13 protein-coding genes are annotated in these 17,075 nt (G+C 59.1%); 10 read left to right on the top strand and 3 right to left on the bottom strand.

Annotation, left to right across the window (positions count from 1 at the left end):
• Positions 1–37: 37 nt before the first annotated feature.
• The 4 genes from fapC to fapF all read left to right on the top strand — a co-directional run bounded on the left by fapC (position 38) and on the right by fapF (position 4,416).
• Complete coding sequence (gene fapC, locus BKX96_RS08060; RefSeq protein ID WP_077183313.1) at positions 38–1,552, top strand: amyloid-like fimbrin subunit FapC; 1,515 nt, start codon at positions 38–40, stop codon at positions 1,550–1,552.
• 61 nt (positions 1,553–1,613) lie between these two features.
• Positions 1,614–2,294 (top strand): fibril amyloid maturation endopeptidase FapD, encoded by a 681-nt coding sequence (gene fapD, locus BKX96_RS08055; protein WP_046820014.1) that lies wholly within the window; start codon positions 1,614–1,616, stop codon positions 2,292–2,294.
• A gap of 48 nt (positions 2,295–2,342) precedes the next feature.
• Positions 2,343–3,089 (top strand): fibril amyloid subunit FapE, encoded by a 747-nt coding sequence (gene fapE / locus BKX96_RS08050; protein ID WP_077183312.1) that lies wholly within the window; start codon positions 2,343–2,345, stop codon positions 3,087–3,089.
• Between the two features lie 46 nt (positions 3,090–3,135).
• A complete protein-coding gene (gene fapF, locus BKX96_RS08045) occupies positions 3,136–4,416 on the top strand; it encodes a fibril amyloid transporter FapF (RefSeq protein WP_077183311.1) in 1,281 nt (426 codons plus the stop codon).
• A 57-nt stretch (positions 4,417–4,473) separates the two neighbouring features.
• Here the strand turns inward: fapF and BKX96_RS08040 are convergent, their stop codons facing one another.
• The gene (locus BKX96_RS08040) at positions 4,474–5,799 is read right to left on the bottom strand and encodes a sigma-54 dependent transcriptional regulator (protein WP_046820017.1); all 1,326 of its coding nucleotides are present in this window, start codon (positions 5,797–5,799) and stop codon (positions 4,474–4,476) included.
• Positions 5,800–6,141: 342 nt separating this feature from the next.
• Between BKX96_RS08040 and BKX96_RS08035 the strand changes: the two genes are divergently transcribed.
• The 3 genes from BKX96_RS08035 to nhaB all read left to right on the top strand — a co-directional run bounded on the left by BKX96_RS08035 (position 6,142) and on the right by nhaB (position 9,561).
• On the top strand, positions 6,142–6,408 hold the full coding sequence (locus BKX96_RS08035; protein WP_046820018.1) for a hypothetical protein: 267 nt from the start codon (positions 6,142–6,144) through the stop codon (positions 6,406–6,408).
• 282 nt (positions 6,409–6,690) lie between these two features.
• The gene (locus BKX96_RS08030; RefSeq protein ID WP_077183310.1) at positions 6,691–7,980 is read left to right on the top strand and encodes a hypothetical protein; all 1,290 of its coding nucleotides are present in this window, start codon (positions 6,691–6,693) and stop codon (positions 7,978–7,980) included.
• 78 nt (positions 7,981–8,058) lie between these two features.
• Positions 8,059–9,561, top strand: coding sequence for a sodium/proton antiporter NhaB (gene nhaB / locus BKX96_RS08025; protein ID WP_077183309.1), 1,503 nt, complete (start codon positions 8,059–8,061; stop codon positions 9,559–9,561).
• Between the two features lie 119 nt (positions 9,562–9,680).
• Here the strand turns inward: nhaB and zwf are convergent, their stop codons facing one another.
• On the bottom strand, positions 9,681–11,204 hold the full coding sequence (gene zwf, locus BKX96_RS08020; RefSeq protein ID WP_046820021.1) for a glucose-6-phosphate dehydrogenase: 1,524 nt from the start codon (positions 11,202–11,204) through the stop codon (positions 9,681–9,683).
• Positions 11,201–12,181 (bottom strand): phosphogluconate dehydrogenase (NAD(+)-dependent, decarboxylating), encoded by a 981-nt coding sequence (gnd, locus tag BKX96_RS08015; protein WP_077183308.1) that lies wholly within the window; start codon positions 12,179–12,181, stop codon positions 11,201–11,203. Before gnd ends, zwf begins: the two co-directional genes overlap by 4 nt.
• A 274-nt stretch (positions 12,182–12,455) precedes the next feature.
• Here gnd and BKX96_RS32825 point away from each other — a divergent pair, with 274 nt between their 5' ends.
• From BKX96_RS32825 to BKX96_RS08005, 3 genes are all read left to right on the top strand, one after another.
• Entirely contained in the window at positions 12,456–12,632 is a 177-nt protein-coding gene (locus BKX96_RS32825; protein ID WP_162837848.1) for a DUF6026 family protein, read from the top strand.
• Positions 12,633–12,831: 199 nt separating this feature from the next.
• Positions 12,832–14,577, top strand: coding sequence for a phosphoethanolamine transferase CptA (locus BKX96_RS08010; protein WP_077183307.1), 1,746 nt, complete (start codon positions 12,832–12,834; stop codon positions 14,575–14,577).
• Positions 14,578–14,798: 221 nt separating this feature from the next.
• Positions 14,799–17,039 (top strand): TonB-dependent siderophore receptor, encoded by a 2,241-nt coding sequence (locus BKX96_RS08005; RefSeq protein WP_077183306.1) that lies wholly within the window; start codon positions 14,799–14,801, stop codon positions 17,037–17,039.
• Positions 17,040–17,075 lie beyond the last annotated feature (36 nt).

The following is a 17,075-nucleotide window of genomic DNA, read 5'->3' as shown; positions in this document are numbered from 1 at the left end:
AACAACACTTAACCTAAAATAAGTACGGAGAATCACCATGAAACCTTCGATGGCATTAAAGCCTCTGGTTTTCGCAATTGCTGCGGTCATGGCTGTTGCTGTACAAGCTGGGCAAAACGATAGGCGTGGTAACCATCACAATGGTGGCCACCACACCCCTCCTGCAAAAATGGTCCCTATCAGCGCGACTGCCGACGCGCGCGATAGACAAAGCAGTACCGGCAACCGCATCTGGAATGAAGGGGTAGAAAACTCGGCCGAGATGAGCAGTTCGGCCGCAGGCGCAAGCGGCAACGTCGGCGTCAACGTGGCGGCAGGTTCCGGCAACCAGCAAGACAACGCCGCTGCCATCGCCAACGCAGCCTCCGACAATGCCGCGATCGATAACAGCTTTGTGTTCGGCATGGCCACTGCCACCGCTGACGTAAGGCAAACCAGCAACCGTAACCGCGTCGACAACTTCGGCGTAACCAACTCTGCCGTGATGAGTGGATCCGCCGACGGCAGCAGCGGTAACGTGGGTATCAACATTGCTGGTGGCGATCTGAACCAACAGAAAAACACCATGGCCATTGCCAATACCAATGCTCCACTCGGTAGCGCAAGAGCCACCGCCTCCGCCAATCAAGACGGTCCTGGCCTGACAGTGAACAACACCGCTGACCGGACCTATCGCGTAGATACCATTACGGTTACCAAAACCGCCACCGGTAGTTTCTCTCGCGACAAGTCCTTCGAAGCCAGCGGCAGTCAAAGCAACTCTTCGAGCTGGGCTGCAGCCGGATCCAGGAGCTCCGACGCCAGTGGTTCGTTCAGTGCTGATATCAGCGGTTCCAACAGCAGCAGTGCCAGTGGTTCCAACAGCAGCGCTTCAAGCGGTTCCAACAGCAGCAATGCCAGCGGTTCCCACAGCAGTACTGCAAGCGGTTCCAACAGCGCCAGTGCAAGCGGTTCTTCGAGTGCTTCTCTGAATGCCTCCCTGGGCGCAACGCTGGACGCTTCTGCAGCGGCTTCGAATTCCACCACCGTCAATTTTGGCTTTGGTGATCGCACCCGCAGCAGCAGTTCAGACGCATCGCTTAACGCTTCGCTTGATGCAACGCTTGACGTAGCGGTTAACAAGTCGTTCGACGTAACGCGCGATTCCTCGTATGACCGTTCGCGCGATTCCTCGTATGACCATTCGCGCGACTCTTCGTATGACCGTTCGCACGAATCTTCGTACGATAAGTCTCGCGAATCGGCGTTCGACAAATCGTTCGATAGCTCGTACGAGAAGTCGACCGCGTCCTCGTACGATAAATCGGGCAGCAAGTCGTCCGAATCTGCGTACGACAAAGCGAAAAGCTTCAGTGAAAGCAGCTCTTATGATTTGAGCAACACCTACTCTTATCAAGTGCTGACTCCAACTGGCTGGGCCAACCCTGTAACCAACACTGCAACCCTGAGCGGTTCGGTGAACGGTGGCAGCGGCAACCTGGGCGTCAACGTGGCGGCAGGTGTGGGCAACCAACAAAGCAACTCGTTGGCCATCTCCAACCAATCGTTCTAATGCTGTCTGTGGAGGCCCCCTTCCGGGGGCCTTTTTCAACCCGACCAGAAGGCGTCCCACCATGCGCATTATCGCCTTGGCATTTTTGCTTTGCGTGGCCAGTGTGATCGAGGCGGCACAACTGCCGCTGTCCGTCCTGCCGGGCGGAGGGTTGGTGTACAAGCCGATCCAGAGCGTACGCGAGCGCAAATTTGCCGACCTGGTGCAACAGAAAACCGACTTCAGTTGCGGCGCCGCAGCGCTGGCGACCATCTTGCGCCAGGCCTATTGGCTGGACGTAGACGAAGAACAGATCATCGAAGGCATGCTGTCACACTCCGACCAGGATCTGGTCCGCGTCCAGGGCTTCTCCATGCTCGACATGAAGCGCTACGTGGAAAGTATCGGCATGCGCGCCCGAGGCTACCGGGTAGCGACGGAAACCCTGAGCGATATCAAGATCCCGGTGGTGGTGCTCCTGGACATCCGTGGCTACAAGCATTTTGTGGTCATGCAAAGGGTCCAGAACGGCTGGGTATACATCGGAGACCCGGTCCTGGGGCACAAACGCTACAAGGTCGATGACTTTGTCAAAGGCTGGAACGGCATCATCTTTGCCGTCATCGGCCAAGGCTACGACAAGACCAATGCATTGCTCGACCCGCCACTGCCACTGTCCGCCAAGAACCGCGTCAACGCCTTCAGCCCGGTGCAGGACGCAGATTTGATGGATTTCGGATTTATCCAGAGCGACTTCTTCTAATAACGCTTTTTATAAAAAATAACGAGCACGAAGCTCCGGGAGTATCCAATGAAGACTCCAATCTGGCTGGCCGTGGTTTGCCTGGCCGCCAGCCTGCCGACCCATGCGGAACTATTGAAACCCATCGAACTGAACGACCATGAACTGGCCAGCCTGCGCGGTCGTTATGTGATGCCGGGGCGGATCATCAGTTTTGGCATTGCCATGACCAGCACCTGGCAAAATGCCAATGGTGAAGTGATCGGCGCGACGTCCTCGATGCAAATTCAGCAATCGACCATCAAGCCACAGTTCTACGTGACGATGATCGACGAAAAAGGCTATGGCTCGGCCCATAGTCAAAGCGCCGGCACCGGCAGTGTCACCGGTGGCGCCGGCCTCAACAGCACCGAAGGCGTCACCCAGGTCGTGCGGGCTGCCGGCGACAACAACAGTGCCTACAACAATGTGGACATCAACGTCTCCAAGGCCAACCAGGCGCCAGCCTCGCAACCGCAAGGCCAGGCCCTGGCCGCGGGCTCGACGCTGGTCGGTGCCAATGGCGCGGGCTCGCTCAGCGTTTCCTCGAGCGGTACGGGGGTGCAACTCAACATCCTGGCCAGCAACAACCAGGGCAGTACCGTGCAGCGCCTGGCCCAGGGGGGCCTGATGCAGAACACGACGTTGCTCGGCAGCAGCAACCAGGTCAGGAACCTCACGTCCTTGAATATCGTGCTGCGTGACAACGCGGCGACCGCTGGCTCCCTGAACGGCAACCTCGACCAACTCAAAGGTCTTCGCACTCAAGGATTCTGATCTACGCTGAGTCTCATCAAATGTAGTCAGAAGGGACGGCTAACCCATGCATCGAATGTTAACGATCAGAGCTATCGTCTGTTTGAGTAGCCTGGCCCCGGCTTCATTGCTTTACGCAGCACCGGACCCCCAGGTCGAAGCACTAAAACAAGAACTCATGGAGCTGAAACAGCGTTACGAAGCACAACAGAACGCGCTGATGGTCCTCGAGCAGCGCGTTCGACAAGTCGAAGAGGCACCGGCGACACCCGCTCCCAAACGCTTGACCAAATCTCCCGCCGAAACGCCCAAAGGTGGCCAGACGGTAGCTGCCGGCGCACCTGGCACCACGGGCAGTTCCTACGGGCAGTCGCTCAAGGACGACTCGGAACCGGCACAGAGCGTATCCAACCTGTACGACGAAGCCAGCGGCTTCTTCGGTGGCGGCAAGTTCAGCGTGGAAACCGGCCTGACCTACACCCACTACGATACCCGTGCGTTGACGCTCAACGGCTTCCTCGCCCTGGACTCGATTTTCCTCGGCAACATCAACCTCGACCGCATCAAGGCGGATAACTGGACCCTCGACCTGACCGCCCGCTATAACGTGGCGCAACGCTGGCAGTTCGACATCAACGTCCCCGTGGTCTATCGCGAATCTACCTATTCATCCGGTGGCGCCGGTGGCGCCGCCAATGGGGTTTCAGACGAAACCGTTACCCGCGACCCCACCATCGGCGATATCAACGTTGGCGTTGCCTACAAGTTCCTCGATGAATCGGTCAACCTGCCCGACGCGGTGGTGACCCTGCGCCTCAAGGCGCCGACCGGGGATGATCCCTACGGCATCAAGCTGGTGGAGGTTCCGGGCAACGACAACCTCGCGGTCCCCGAGGACTTGCCGACCGGCAACGGCGTCTGGGCGATCACCCCGGGTATCTCGCTGGTCAAGACCTTCGACCCGGCCGTGCTGTTCGGCAGCCTGGCCTACACCTACAACATGGAGGACTCTTTCAGCGACATCAGCCCTACGGTCAACACCAAGGTGCCCGGGGACGTGAAACTGGGCAATTCCTGGCAGGTCGGCGCCGGTATTGCGTTCGCCTTGAACGAGAAGATGAGTATGTCGTTCTCCTTCACCGACCAGTTCGCCCGCAAGAGCAAGATCAAGCCGGACGGCGGCGAATGGCAATCGATTTCCAACAGCGACTACAACTCGGCCAACTTCAACATCGGCATGACCCTGGCAGCCTCCGACAACCTGACAATCGTGCCCAACCTGGCCATCGGCCTGACCGACGACTCGCCGGACTTCTCCTTCAGCCTGAAATTCCCGTACTACTTCTGATCCACGACAAAGCCCCGTTGCGACTTTCATCGCAACGGGGCTTTGTTGATGTGGCGGTTAGCGGATCTGATGCTTGTGCAACAAACGGTAGAAGGTCGGCCTGGAGATGCCCAACACCTTGGCGGCAATGCTCAGGTTGTCGCTGTGGCGGTTAAGCACATCACACAAGGCCTGACGCTCTGCCCGGTGCTTGTAGTCTTCCAGCGTGCCCATCGGCGCGGCGATGGCATGATGGCTGATCAGCCCCAGGTCGCGCGCTTCGATCTGCCTGCCTTCGGCCAGGACCAGACCGCGACGGACCCGGTTGGCCAGTTCACGAACATTGCCCGGCCAGTCATGTTTGCCCATGGCAATCAGGGCGTCTTCACTGAAACTGCGCGGACGGCGGCCGGTTTCATGGCTGTAGAAATGGGAAAAATGGTTGGCCAGCATTGACAGGTCGCCATTGCGCTCTCGCAGGGGCGAAGTCGCGACCTGCAATACGTTCAGGCGGTAATACAGATCTTCGCGAAAGCTTTTCTTCTCGATCGCCGCTTCAAGATCCACGTGGGTTGCCGCCAACACCCGCACATCCACCGGAATCGGCTGACTGCCGCCCACCCGCTCGATGTGTTTTTCCTGGAGAAACCGCAACAGGCTCGCCTGCAGCTCCAGGGGCAGATCACCGATCTCGTCGAGAAACAGTGTGCCACCGTTGGCCGCTTCGATCCGCCCGATCTTGCGCTGATGGGCGCCTGTAAAGGCCCCCTTCTCGTGGCCGAACAGTTCGGACTGGATCAGGTGCTCGGGAATCGCCCCGCAATTGATCGCGACAAAGGGTTTGCTGTGGCGCAAGGATTGCCGATGCAGCGTGCGGGCTACCAGTTCCTTGCCTGTGCCGCTTTCGCCACGAATCAACACTGGCGACTCGGTGGGCGCCAGCTTGCTTAAAAGCTTGCGCAATTCGCGTATAGGCTTGCTGTCGCCCAGCAGCTCGTGTTCGGGCTGGTCGATGTGAACCGTGCCCTGCCCGCGCAGGCGCGCCATGCCGAAGGCCCGGCCCAGCGTGACCTGGACCCTGGAGACATCAAACGGCAAGGTATGAAAATCGAAAAACCACTCGCAGACAAAGTCCCCGACGTTCTGGAGTCGCAGGACATCCTGATTGAGCACGGCGATCCACTCGGTACCGCTGCGGCTGATCACTTCCTTGACCGTATCCGGATGTTCAAGGTGAAAGGGCTGCAGTCGTAACAGGCCCACGTCACAGCTCCGATCGGCGGCATTGTCCAGCGAGCAGCTGTCAACATCCCAACCCACGGAACGTAATCCCGGCAACAGGCGATGGCAGTCGTCGCAGGGATCCACCACTAATAAACGTCTTGACGCAGGCGCTTCGTTCATGTGATTTCCTTGACGCCAAATTTTAGGATTTTTTATTAAAAACAGTCATTTGGCGGACCTGGCTGTAACATTAGCAAGAATTTGACAGGCGCTTGTACCGATTGACTATAGGCGTACTGCGCAATGAGTTATAAGAAACAGGTTTTTCCAGCGACCTGAGGTTTCTTTTCTTTCATTGAGCTTTCAACGCACCCCCGATTGACGCGGATATAAAAGAAAGTTGAAATTTCTTTTGATTGAGTGTGACCCGAACCCCGGTTGCGGGCATCAGTACAAGTACCAGCCGAACGGTAAGCCCAACCGACGGCCACTGACTTGATTGGGCCTATAGAGAGACGACCTATGAACGCCCCGCTCCGTGTCAACGAAGCTCTTCTGATTGCCGACCGTGCATTTCAACCATTCAAATGCGTAGCCTGGGCCCCGCAGGACGGGAATGGCGAACTGACACTGACCGTTATCGATCGCACCAGTAACAACATTGGACGCAAGCAGATCCCGAGCAGCGCCTACAGCGATCCAGCGCAGCTTGAAAGCCTGCTGGAACAAGCCCGCGCCGAACTGAGCGAAGAAGGCTACACACTGCAATCGTGGTCGATGCCACAGTAATTGTGTTGCGGATTACTCCGGGGTAATCCGCGCCCTGCCCTTGTCCTAAGTTGCGTGTTTTGCATGCCAGGTACACTTAAGACGGCTCCTTACATGAACTTCGACGCTTCCTGGATTCTTTGCTGGCTAGTCTTTGGTTCGAAAAGACACTGTTGTGGCACACAACGACCCTCCACCTGTAACTTCTGACAGTTGTGCATTTAATCATTCAGGGATTGAATAATCTCTTGATAGTCGCCACCCCAACTTCTGGATCAGGACGACTCGCAAGGAGATGCGTGCATGTCAATCCAGTCCGCTTTGGCTTTCCCCGCAACAGTCCCTGATGCAGGAAAGCTTGACCCTACCTTCGCTGCCAAAGGCACCACCCAGGTGTATTTCTTCGGCAGCAGTTCAAGCCTGGCCAACGACATCGCGATCGATTCGCAGGGGCGACTGCTGGTGGCGGCAAAGGTCACCATGCCTGGCGGCAGCCGCTTTGGCCTGGCGCGTTTGCTGAAGGACGGCTCGGCGGATCTGGCCTTTGGCAAGCAGGGCAGCGTCATCGGGCAATTCGAACAGGGCTTTGAGGCAATGGGCGGCAAGGTGCGGGTGCTGGCCGACGGCAACATCCTGATCGCCGGCCTGCAATATGAAAGCGAACACCGCACGCTCCCCGCCCTGGCGCTGTTTGACCCGCAAGGCCAACCGGTCCAGCGTTTTGGCGACAATGGCCGCTGTGTGGTGCGTCTGCCAGGTAATTTGTCCCGGGGCATGCGTGATGTCTGGCTGCCCCCGGGCGTACCGGGCGCTGAGGCTTGCAGTGTCGACGTGCAGGAGGACGGTCGAATACTGCTGGTGGCCAACCATCACTTCGAGCTGGCCGATCATGCCGCCATGCTGATACGGCTGAATAACGATGGCTCATTGGACAGCGCCTTCAATGGCCGTGGCTTCGTGATGGTCAGGCACCTGCTGATGAATACCTGGCTCAGCAACGTGACAATGCAACACGACGGTCGCATCCTGGTGGGTGGATCGATCAATTTCCCGCAAGAAGGCCTGGTGGCCAGGTATCACGCCGATGGCAGCCTCGACAACAGCTTTGCCCTGGATGGCTTCATGAGCTTCTCGGCGAACGGCCACGGTGCCCAGGTCAGTCAGATCGTCCAGCAGGACAATGGCGACATACTCTGTGTTGGCAGCAGTCGCGACCCCATGCGCTGTCTGGCCCTGAAACTGCACCTTAATGGTCGCCCGGACCATCACTGCAATGGCGGACAGGCGCAATTGCTGGAAATCGGCCACAGCGGCTGCCAATGGACCGCCGCCCAAGTACAACCGGACGGCAGCGTAATGACCGTCGGCGCCACCATTGGCGGCGTCGAAGCCGACTTTATATTGGGTCGATACCTGCCAGACGGGCAACTTGATGGCGATTTTGGTAACGCCAGCGGATGGGTGCGCACCCGCCTGGGCCGCAGCCTCGACACGGCCACGTCAGTCGCCGTGCAGGACGATGGTAACGTCCTTGTAGGTGGCTATTCGCTGGACGGCAATTACCGGGCGATCGTCGCACGCTACCGGGTGTAATTCGATGGTCTTCTCCTACGCTTGATCTTCTTTGCGGCTTACGGCAAGTTGCGCGCTTCTTAATACAAGGAGTAGCCGATGTCCGGCTCGATGGTCCAGGCGTTCGCGCACAATTTTCTCGGCAACTCACCGCGCTGGTACAAGGCCTGCATTGTCGGTTTCCTGATTCTCAACGCCCTGGTGTTATGGACCGCAGGGCCGGTGGTGGCGGGCTGGTTGCTGGTGCTGGAGTTCATTTTCACCCTGGCCATGGCCCTCAAGTGTTATCCGCTGATGCCCGGCGGCTTGCTGCTGGTCGAAGCGTTGCTGCTCGAAATGACCACACCCAAGGCGCTCTATGACGAGTTGCTGCACAACTTCCCGGTGATCCTGCTGCTGATGTTCATGGTGGCGGGTATCTATTTCATGAAAGACCTGTTGCTGTTCCTGTTCTCGCGCCTGCTGCTCGGTGTGCGCAGCAAGGCCCTGCTGGCGCTGATGTTCTGCTTTTTGTCGGCGTTCCTCTCGGCGTTTCTCGATGCCCTGACCGTGACCGCGGTGATCATCAGTGCCGCCGTCGGCTTTTACTCGGTGTACCACCGCGTCGCTTCGGGTAGCGATCCGCGCCAGGACAGCGAATACAGCGATGACCAACACCTGCCTACCCTGCACCACGCTGACCTTGAGCAGTTCCGCGCGTTTTTGCGCAGCCTGTTGATGCACGGTGCCGTGGGCACGGCGCTGGGTGGCGTGTGCACCCTGGTGGGCGAGCCGCAGAACCTGTTGATTGGCCATGAGATGGGCTGGCACTTCGCCGAATTCTTCCAGAAAGTCGCGCCCGTTTCCTTGCCGGTGCTGGTCGCGGGCCTGGTCACCTGCGTCCTGTTGGAAAAACTGCGCTGGTTTGGCTACGGTACATTGCTGCCGGACAACGTACGCACCGTGCTGGCCAGTTACGCCGCCCAGGACAATGCCGAGCGCACCGCGCGCCAGCGCGCAGCGTTGCTCGTGCAAGGCGTGGCCGCCCTGATCCTGATTGCCGGGCTGGCCTTTCACGTGGCGGAAGTGGGCCTGATCGGGCTGATGGTGATCGTGCTGATCACCGCGTTCACCGGCATTACCGACGAGCACCGCCTGGGCACTGCATTCAAGGACGCCATGCCGTTCACGGCGCTGCTGGTGGTGTTCTTCGCCGTGGTGGCAGTGATCCACGATCAACAGTTGTTCACACCGCTGATCCATTGGGTACTGGCCCTGCCCGCCGATCAACAACCGGGCATGCTGTACATCGCCAACGGCCTTCTTTCGGCCATCAGCGACAACGTGTTCGTAGCGACCATCTACATCACCGAAGTGAAACAGGCCTTCGTCTCCGGACACATGAGTCGCGAGCATTTCGAGACCCTGGCGATTGCGATCAACACTGGCACCAACTTGCCCAGCGTAGCGACGCCCAATGGCCAGGCGGCGTTCCTGTTCCTGCTGACATCGTCGATTGCACCGCTGATTCGCCTGTCGTATGGGCGGATGGTGTGGATGGCATTGCCGTATACGGTGGTGATGGGGACTCTGGGTTGGTACGCGGTTAGTTTCTGGCTTTAAGCTGGCAGGCCTGACGCCTTCGCGGGCAAGCCACGCGCCTACAGATGATCACATTGACCTGTAGGAGCGAGCCTTGCCCGCGAAGAACGATAACGCGGTTCAACGTGGCGACACGTCACTCATCCAAGCCCGTGCCACACGCGACCGTCGCGTGCCAGCAGCTCTTTGGCGGCCTGCGGTCCGTCTTCACCCGCAGCGTAGCCCTGCACGCTGGAATCCTGCTGCCAGGCGTCCAGGAATGGCTGCACGGCACGCCAGCCGTTCTCGATGTTGTCGGCGCGCTGGAACAGCGTCTGGTCTCCGGTCAGACAGTCGTAGATCAGGGTTTCATAGCCGGTGGACGGCTGCATTTCGAAGAAGTCCTTGTAGGCAAACCCCAGTTCGATGTTGTCCATCTTCAGGGCCTGGCCGGGCCGCTTGGCCAGCAGGTCGAACCACATACCCTCGTTGGGTTGAATCTGGATCCGCAGGTACGTCGGCGCCAGCTCATCCACTTCGGTATCGCGGAACTGCGCATAAGGCGCTGGCTTGAAGCAGATGACGATCTCGGTGTCGCGCACGCTCATGCGCTTGCCCGTGCGCAGGTAGAACGGCACGCCGACCCAGCGCCAGTTGTCGATCATGACCTTGAGCGCGACATAGGTTTCGGTGTTGCTGTCGGGCGCCACCTTCTCTTCCTGGCGATAACCGGGCAGTGGCTTGCCATTGATCTGGCCAGCGGTGTACTGGCCGCGAACGGAATTGGCCCGAGCTTCTTCCGCCGACCAGGGACGAATCGCGCCGACCACCTTGGCTTTCTCGCCGCGAACCGCATCGGCGCCAAACGCGGCCGGTGGCTCCATGGCCACCATTGCCAGCAACTGGAACAGATGATTGGGCACCATGTCCCGCAGGGCACCGGTGTGTTCGTAAAAGCTGCCACGGGTTTCCACGCCGACGGTCTCGGCGGCAGTTATCTGCACGTGGTCGATGTAATGGTTGTTCCAGAACGCTTCGAACAGGCTGTTGGAGAACCGGCTGACCAGAATGTTCTGCACGGTCTCCTTGCCCAGATAGTGATCGATCCGGTAGATCTGCTTTTCCGTCATGACCTTGAGCAAGCAGGCGTTCAAGGCCTCGGCCGTTTGCAGGTCGGAACCGAAGGGCTTTTCGATCACCACTCTTCGGAACGCCTCGGCACTTTCTTCGAGCAAACCGGACGCGCCGAGACGGCGCGCCACTTCACTGAAAAAGCGTGGCGCGGTGGCCAGGTAGAACACCGCGTTGCCTGTGCCGCTGTCGGCGATTTTCGCCGCCAGCGCGTGATAAGTGCTGTCGTCCAGGAAATCGCCCTGGACGTAGCTGATGCCCTTGGCGAGTCTGGCCCACACATCCGGGTCAAGGGACTGATCGCCCTTGCCGACTTTGCCGGCCACCTCACTGCGAATGAAGTCTTCGAGTTTCTTCGCGAAGCCTTCATCGCTGATGGCGTTGTGGTCAACGCCGATGATCCGCAGGCCATCCCCGAGTAAACCGTCGCGCTTGAGGTTGTACAGCGCCGGCATCAGCAGGCGCTTGACCAGATCACCGTGGGCGCCGAACAGGAACAGCGTGGTGGGTGGCGCGGGTTCAGTCTTGGATTTGCTGCGGATCCCATGGGTCATTTTTTCGCTGTCTCCACGTGGCCGCCGAAGCCGAAGCGCTGGGCCGAGAGGACTTTGTCACCAAAGGTGCCCTGGCCGCGCGAGCGGTAACGAGAGAACAGCGAGTTCGACAGCACTGGCACCGGCACGGCTTGTTCCATGGCGGCTTCGATAGTCCACTGACCCTCACCGCTGTCCGCTACGGAACCGGAAAAACCGTCGAGTTTGGGATCGCTGGCCAGGGCGTCGGCGGTCAAGTCGAGCAACCACGAGGACACCACGCTGCCACGACGCCAGACTTCGGCGATGTCGGCAACGTTAAGGTCGAAACGCTGCTCTGGCGGCAGGATGTCGCTGGACTTGGTTTTCAGGATGTCGAAGCCTTCGGCAAAGGCCTGCATCATGCCGTACTCGATACCGTTGTGAATCATCTTGACGAAATGCCCGGCACCGGCGGGACCAGCGTGGATGTAGCCGTGCTCGGCCCGATCGTCATCGGATTTGCGGTCCTTGGTGCGCGGAATGTCACCCATGCCCGGCGCCAGGGACTTGAACAGCGGATCGAGACGTGTGACGGTCTCGGTATCGCCGCCGATCATCATGCAATAGCCGCGTTCCAGGCCCCAGACGCCACCGGAGGTGCCGACGTCGATGTAGTGCAGGCCTTTTTCCGCGAGGGTCTTGGCCCGGCGAATATCGTCCTTATAGAAGGTGTTGCCACCGTCGATGATGGTATCGCCGGCTTCGAGCAAGGTGCTCAGGTTGTCGATGGTGTCTTCGGTCGGTGCGCCTGCCGGCAGCATGACCCACACCGCTCGTGGCTTGGCCAGGCCAGCGACCAGGGCCGGCAAATCGGCAACGCCCGTGGCGCCCTCTGCACTCAAGGTGTCGACGAAGGCGGTATTGCGGTCGTACACAACGGTGCTATGTCCGTTGAGCATCAGGCGCCGCGCAATATTGCCGCCCATGCGGCCCAGTCCAATAATCCCGAGTTGCATGTACTGATGCTCCCTACTACAAATAAAAGTGTGTCAAAGGTTATAGCCCAACGCGACTCATGAGGTTAGTCCAGAGCGTTGGCATGAAGTTTCCGGGCATTGTGCCCGATCCTGATGGATAACGTCGGGAATCGTGCCAAAGACACAACGACCATGAAAAATAAAAAAGTTCCCTTTGGGGGCAAAAGAAATCAAAATTGGCGCCGATAGTAGATCAGCCACCGATTTCGGCGGGCAACCCTACAGTTGAGACACGCCATTTGCGAGGTGAGCAATGGGCACAGTACACACCGCACTGCCAGCACAAACTCTTTACGTCACTATCCGTCGCGAGGAATTGCGTCAGTTGAAAGACGAGCGCGACCAGTTGAAACAGGAGCTGGCGCAACTGCGCTTGCTGATCCAGGGCCAGCAGCCCTTGCCACTGCCCCAACGGGCACCGCACGCCTGACCTCCTCGCCGAAACCGGAAGCAGCATTGCACTGCTTCCGACGCACCACCCCCTCCTTACCTGCGGAAACTCACGAAATTTTCACATTCGCCTGTTGATACTCCGGCGCAATGTGCGCCGCCTGGACTGTGCGCGGCCGCTGTTGTCTTGGTGGCTGCGTGGCTTGGCGGTGGTAGTGATTGACTGGCTGGAGCGTTGAATGACTTGGTTTAAACGCAGCGATACGTCTGCGAAAGGTTTTGATTGGGCAGGACTTCTCTGGCTATTCCTGTTCTTCTGGTATTTCTCCGGCATCACCCAACTCTTGATCCAGCTGACCGGCACCTCCGGTTTCACCGGCTTTCGCCAGGCGTTCGTGATGAGTGCCATCTGGCTGGCGCCGATGCTGCTGTTTCCCCGGCAAACCCGGGTGATGGCCGCCGCGATCGGTGTGGTGCTGTGGGCGTGCTCGATGGCCAGCCTCGGTTACTTCTTCATCTATCAGCAGGAATTTTCCCAAAGCGTCATCTTCATCATGTTCGAATCGAACGTGTCCGAAGCCGGCGAGTACATGACCCAGTACTTTGCCTGGTGGATGGTACCGGCCTTCCTCGCGCACACTGCAGTGGGCTATTTCCTGTGGACCCGCTTGCGCCCGGTGTACCTGCCGCGCACCAAGGCCCTGGTGGCAGCCGCCGCCATCCTGGTTGCCGTGGTCGGTTATCCGCTGGTCAAGCAGACGATGCGTACCGGCAGCTTCGCCGAGGGCTTCGAGAAATTCGAAACCCGCATCGAGCCGGCGGTGCCGTGGCAGATGGCCGTGGCTTATCATCGCTACCTCGATACCCTGGCCGGCATGCAGGACATGTTGCACAGCGCGAGCAAGGTGGCGCCGCTGCATAACTTCAAGGATTCGACGGCGAACCAGCCGGCCACCCTGGTGCTGGTGATCGGCGAGTCGACCAACCGTCAGCGCATGAGCCTGTACGGCTACCCACGGCAAACCACCCCTGAGCTGGACAAGCTCAAGGATCAACTGACGGTCTTCGATAACGTCATCACGCCGCGCCCCTACACCATCGAAGCGCTGCAACAGGTGCTGACCTTCGCCGACGAAGAAAGCCCCGAGCTGTACCTGTCCACGCCGTCATTGGTCGCCATGATGAAACAGGCCGGCTACAAGACGTTCTGGATCACCAACCAGCAGACCATGACCAAGCGCAACACCATGCTCACGACCTTCTCCGAGCAGGCCGACGAACAGGTGTACCTCAACAACAACCGCAATCAGAATGCCGCCCAGTACGATGGTGACGTGATCGAGCCGTTCAACAAGGCCCTGGCCGACGCGGCACCGCGCAAGCTGATCGTGGTGCATCTGCTCGGCACGCACATGAGCTACCAGTACCGCTACCCTTCGACCTTCGACAAGTTCAAGGACCGCAATGGTGTTCCAGCCGGTGTACGTGACGATCAACTGCCGACGTACAACAGCTATGACAACGCCGTGCTGTACAACGACTTCGTGGTGTCGAGCCTGATCAAGGACTACGCCAAGTCTGATCCGAACGGCTTTTTGCTGTACCTCTCCGACCACGGCGAAGACGTCTTCGACTCCCCTGGACACGGCACCCTGGGACGCAACGAGAGCAAGCCGACAGCGCCGATGTACACCATCCCGTTCATGGCGTGGGCCTCGCCCAAATGGCGCGAAAGTCACGACTGGAACTTCGCCGCGGACTTGGGGCGCCCCTACAGCAGCTCACACCTGATTCATACCTGGGCAGACCTGGCAGGCCTGAGCTTCGATGAACTCGATCGCAGCAAGAGCCTGGTCAGTGACAGCTTCAAGCCACGCCCCTTGCTGATCGGCAACCCTTACGAGCGTCAACAGCGACCATTGATCGACTTCAGCCTGATCAAGCCTAAAGCGGCGCCAGCCGTGCACGAAGTCGTGCAAAAGTAATAGAACCTGTGGGAGCGGGCTTGCTCGCGAAAGCGGTGTGTCAGTCGACATCAGTGTTGAATGACACACCGCTTTCGCGAGCAAGCCCGCTCCCACCGTTGTTCTTCGCTGTAGGAAACACCTCTAAAATAATAATAATTCTCGTTTACCCCTAAATCCCCCCCTCCTCCTTCGTCTTTGAATCAACGGATTTTTCCCTCGACGACAAGGAGTCGGCCGCGATGTTCGCGCCTATCACCCGTTCCATGACTTTTACCCTGGGCTTGTGCGGTGCCGCACTGAGCCCGGACCTGCTCGCTGAAGCCGATACCGAGACTGCGCCCCTGGCGCCAACCCTCATGCTCGGAGCGACCAACGTCACCGCCCAGAGCCTGGGGAGCACCACCGAAAATACCGACTCGTACACCACCGGCTCCATGAGTACGGCCACCCGGCTGCCCCTGTCGATCAAGGAAACACCGCAATCGGTATCCGTGGTCACGCGCCAGCAGATGGACGACTTCAAACTCGGCAGCCTGTCCGAGGCGATGAGCCAGACCACCGGCATTGTGGTCCAGCACAACGACTCTGACCGGGTCAGCTATTCCTCGCGCGGCTACACGATCAATAATTTCCAGATCGATGGCATGCTCAATACCTTCAGCTACATGAAGTCCGATTCCGACACCATCATCTATGACCGCATCGAGGTAGTCCGCGGTGCGACGGGCTTGACCACCGGTGCCGGCGATCCCTCGGCGACCATCAACATGGTGCGCAAGCGACCGACCGCACAATGGGAAGCCAGGAGCGGCGTCAGCGGCGGCACCTATGACGACTACTACAGCTACCTGGACGTCGGCGGCCCGCTGGCTTTCGACGGGCGACTGCGCGGTCGTGGGGTGGTGGCCTACCGCGACAGCGACTCCTACCGGGACAAATACCAGCAGCAACGGGAAGTCGGGTACGGGGTGCTCGAAGCCGACCTGACCGACGACACCCTCCTGGCGGTGGGCTACGACTATCAGAACAAACATGTGCAAGGCACGTCGTGGGGCACGGTGCCGTACTGGAACTCTGACGGCAGCAAGGCCAACCTCGGGCGCTCGACTAACATGGCCACCTCCTGGAGCTCCTGGCCACTCAAGGACAAGACCGCGTTTGCCAACCTCGATCATCAACTGGGCGGCGGCTGGCAGTTCAAGGCGGCGTATACCCACCGCGAAAGCGACACCGACGGCAAGATCTATTACGGCGGTGGCGGTTTCCCGAATGCCGATCGCAGCGGCATGACCGCCTACCTTGGGCACATGCTCGGCACGCAAAAGATGAAGGCTTATGACTTCAACGTCTCAGGCCCCTACTCGCTGTTCGGTCGAGAACACCAATTGATGGTCGGTTATGGCGAGGCTGAGCGTCGCGAAGACTCGCCTTACCTGGTGGATGGCCCGAGGGCGGCGGATTACGAAATCATCCCCGACTGGAAATACATGGGCAACATCGCCAAGTTCAGCGACACCGATACCGGCCTGACAGGCGCAAAAGACAGCACTCGGCAAAAAGCCGGTTACCTGGCCACGCGCCTGACCCTGACCGATGAACTGCATGCGGTAATCGGCAGCCGCTATGGCAGCTGGAAAGCGTCGAGCACCACCAACAGCTACGACGCCAACCTGCAATTGAGCGCGGTCGATCACAGCAGTCAAGAACACAACGATATGTGGACGCCTTACGCCGGCCTGCTGTACGACCTCACCCCGGAGTACACCGTCTATGTCAGCTACACCGACATTTTCAAACCGCAGTCCAACCGCGACAGCAATCGCAAATACCTCGAACCGGTGGTCGGCAGTAACTATGAACTGGGCCTCAAGGGCGGCCTGCTGGAAGAACGCTTGAACATGGCCACCGCGTTGTTCTGGAGCAAGCAGGACAACGTCGCGGAACTGGACGACGCGGTACCACCGGATCCGGTGACCGGCGAGGAGTTCTACAAATCCAGCGGTAAAGGCAACAAGGTGCAAGGCTTCGAAGCCGAATTGTCAGGCGAAGTCCTGGAGGGCTGGAACATGACCGCCGGTTACACCTACACCCATTCGGTCGACGGTGAAAAACAACGGACCAATACGGTTCAGCCGTTGAACATGCTGCGCTTCTCGACGGCCTGGCACCTGCCCGGGGAGTGGCAGGCGCTGACAGTGGGCGCCGCGGTGAACTGGCAGAGCGACATCTACCGCAGCGCCAATCGCCCGGTCGGACGCCGCGCCGATGGCAGCCTGATCAGCGAACGCACGGACATCCAGCAGGAGGCCTACACCGTGGTCAACCTGATGTCGCGCTACGAATTCGACCGGCACCTGTCGGCGTCGTTGAACGTCAACAACCTGCTCGACAAGAAGTACTACGACAACGTCGGGTTCTACAACGGCGTGTATTGGGGTGACCCGCGCACGGTGACCCTGAGCCTCGACTGGAAGCTCTAGAGGTATTAATTCCCATTTAACGGAATCGGCGGATAA

Origin of the sequence: Pseudomonas putida, assembly GCF_001976065.1 — a bacterium.
Taxonomy (GTDB): Bacteria; Pseudomonadota; Gammaproteobacteria; order Pseudomonadales; family Pseudomonadaceae; genus Aquipseudomonas; species Aquipseudomonas serbica.
Note: the sequence above shows the minus strand (reverse complement) of the source record. Positions and strands in the feature narration are given on the sequence as shown.